A 2,199-nucleotide genomic window follows, 5' to 3' on the forward strand; every position below is an offset into this window, starting at 1 on the left:
GCACGGCGGGACACACGCTCTCAATTTAATCAAAGGAAAGTCCCTCTCGTGAGGAATAAACACGAGAGGGACTTTATCTTATTGGAGGAGGAAATTAGTTCTTAGGGGTAAGAGCGTCAACAGCCTGTTCAGCTTTGTCAACCTCTACCTGAGCCTTGGCAACATCAGCCTTCTTAGCTTCAACATTAGCCTCAGACTGCTGAGCCTTAGCTTCTGCATCAGCAACCTCCTTAGCAGTTGCGTCAACAATACCCTGAGTGGTAGCTACAGCCTGTTCAGCTTCAGGCAAACCTCCAGGAGCTGGGTACTTATCAGCTTCAGCCTGAGCATCAGCCTTAGCTTCGTTCAAGCCTTCAGTCTTACCAGATTCAATCTGAATAGCGTCCTGGGCTTCGTCCATTGCTACCTGAGCAGTAGCAACTTCAGCTTCAGCCTTAGCAACAGCATCTTCGGCCTTATCCTTAGCCATCTTGGCTTCGTTGTAAGCCTTTTCAGCTTCGTCCTTAGCAGAGGAATCAATCTCACGAGGAGCGCGGGTAACATCTACAACTCGTTCCTCAGTAGTTTCAATCTTGTTGAAGTTACGAGCATGAGTGTAGTTGTGAGGGGAATCTTCACGGGCTTCGGTATTCTCCTCTATGTTTAGGTCATAAGAATCCTGACCCGACTTAGGAGCGAAGAAGTCAGTGTGTTCATCTGCATCGGTTAGAGCAAAACCACGCATGGTAGCGAAGATGTTACCCTCATCGTCGATGTAAATACCCACACCACCAGCATTGATAGAGCCATTCAACAAGTTGGCGTTGTGACCCTTAGAAGCCTTCCAACCAGAGAAGATACCATCAACCTGTTCAGCTACATCCACACCAGTTTCATCAAAGTAACCAGATATTGCGATGTTTTCCATGTAGGTGTAGTAAGAGTACCCATCTAGGCGGATATTCATGTCGTGGTTGAAACCGAAGTCACCAGCCATACGTTCAGAATGTGCTACCGAAGTATTCACGATATCATCATGGAATGCAATGGCTTCCAAACCTTCAGAAGCACGGTAAGCGTTCCACTTTTCCATGATCGCCAGAGCAATAATCTTAGCTTTATCCTGCTTAGAAGAAGCAGTCCAGTCGATAGGGCCAGTTGGGTTAGCCTGTTCAGCCTTAACAGCTTCATTGTAAGCGGTTACAGCTTCGTTACGAGCCTGTTTAGCCTTGGTGAAGTTAGCAGTAGCAGTTTCAGCTTCTGCACGAGCGGTAGCCAAATTGTCCTGAGCGGTAGTGTGAGTACCCTGTGCCTTGGTAAGTGCGGCATTCAGAGCAACCAAACGAGCTTCATGTTCCTGAACTGCCTTGGTGGTTTCAGCTAAGCGAGCCTGAGCCTGAATATATTCAGCATTAGCTGCACGAAGTTCCTGGAGAGTAGCCTTAGCTTCGTCCAGAACCTTCTGAGCTTCAGCCAAACGACCCTTAGCCATCATAAGTTCTTCAGCAACGGCGTCACGAGTAGCCTGAAGAGAAGCCAAGTCAGCAGAAGCCTTAGCCAACTTATCACGAGCTACCAGCAACTTAGCCTGAGCTTCAGCCAAGTGGTCAACTTCCTTTGGAACATCAGGAGTAACAGGAGAACCTCCAGGAGCTGGAGCAACAATACCCCCATCTTTAGTATTTGGGTTGGAAGGAACTGGCTTGTATGCACCAGGAGCTGGAGCAATGATTCCTTCAATAGAAGGAGCAAAATGAGGAGCTACCGGAGTAACCACTCGATAGGTAGGAACAGTAACAATTGGAACAGAAGCTACAACCTGAGCAGATGGAGCAATGTCTTCCTTAACTTCTGGGGTAACTTCTTTAACTTCTGGAGTCACAACCTTATTAGTACCCTGGTCAGTAGTCTCAGGAGCGGATTGAGTAGTGGACTTATCTGCAGAAGCCTTTGGAGCTAGAGCAGGAGAGGAAGTCCCCCCCCCCACAAGCGGAGAGGGTAAGTGCAAGAGCAGAGAGAACAATAAGACCCTTAACTGGTTTATTAGTGATAGAAGTACGCATTTTATTTTCCTCCAATATTGATGCGATTAACTTTTAGGACTGTAGCCGGTGGGGTGTGTTGTGTTGTCCCGTCCGACTGATGATATAATTATTTCATGAAGGAAGAATACTCTCAAATAGAAAAAGAGAGTAAAAATCTGAAATAAGAAAAATCCTC

General features: G+C 46.9%; 1 protein-coding gene. It reads right to left on the reverse strand.

What is annotated here, in order from left to right:
• Window positions 1-94 precede the first annotated feature (94 nt).
• Window positions 95-1,966, reverse strand: coding sequence for a CAP domain-containing protein (locus HMPREF0044_RS01910; RefSeq protein ID WP_006546408.1), 1,872 nt, complete (start codon window positions 1,964-1,966; stop codon window positions 95-97).
• Between the last annotated feature and the right edge of the window lie 233 nt (window positions 1,967-2,199).

It is taken from the genome of Gleimia coleocanis DSM 15436, assembly GCF_000159015.1.
GTDB lineage: Bacteria > Actinomycetota > Actinomycetes > Actinomycetales > Actinomycetaceae > Gleimia > Gleimia coleocanis.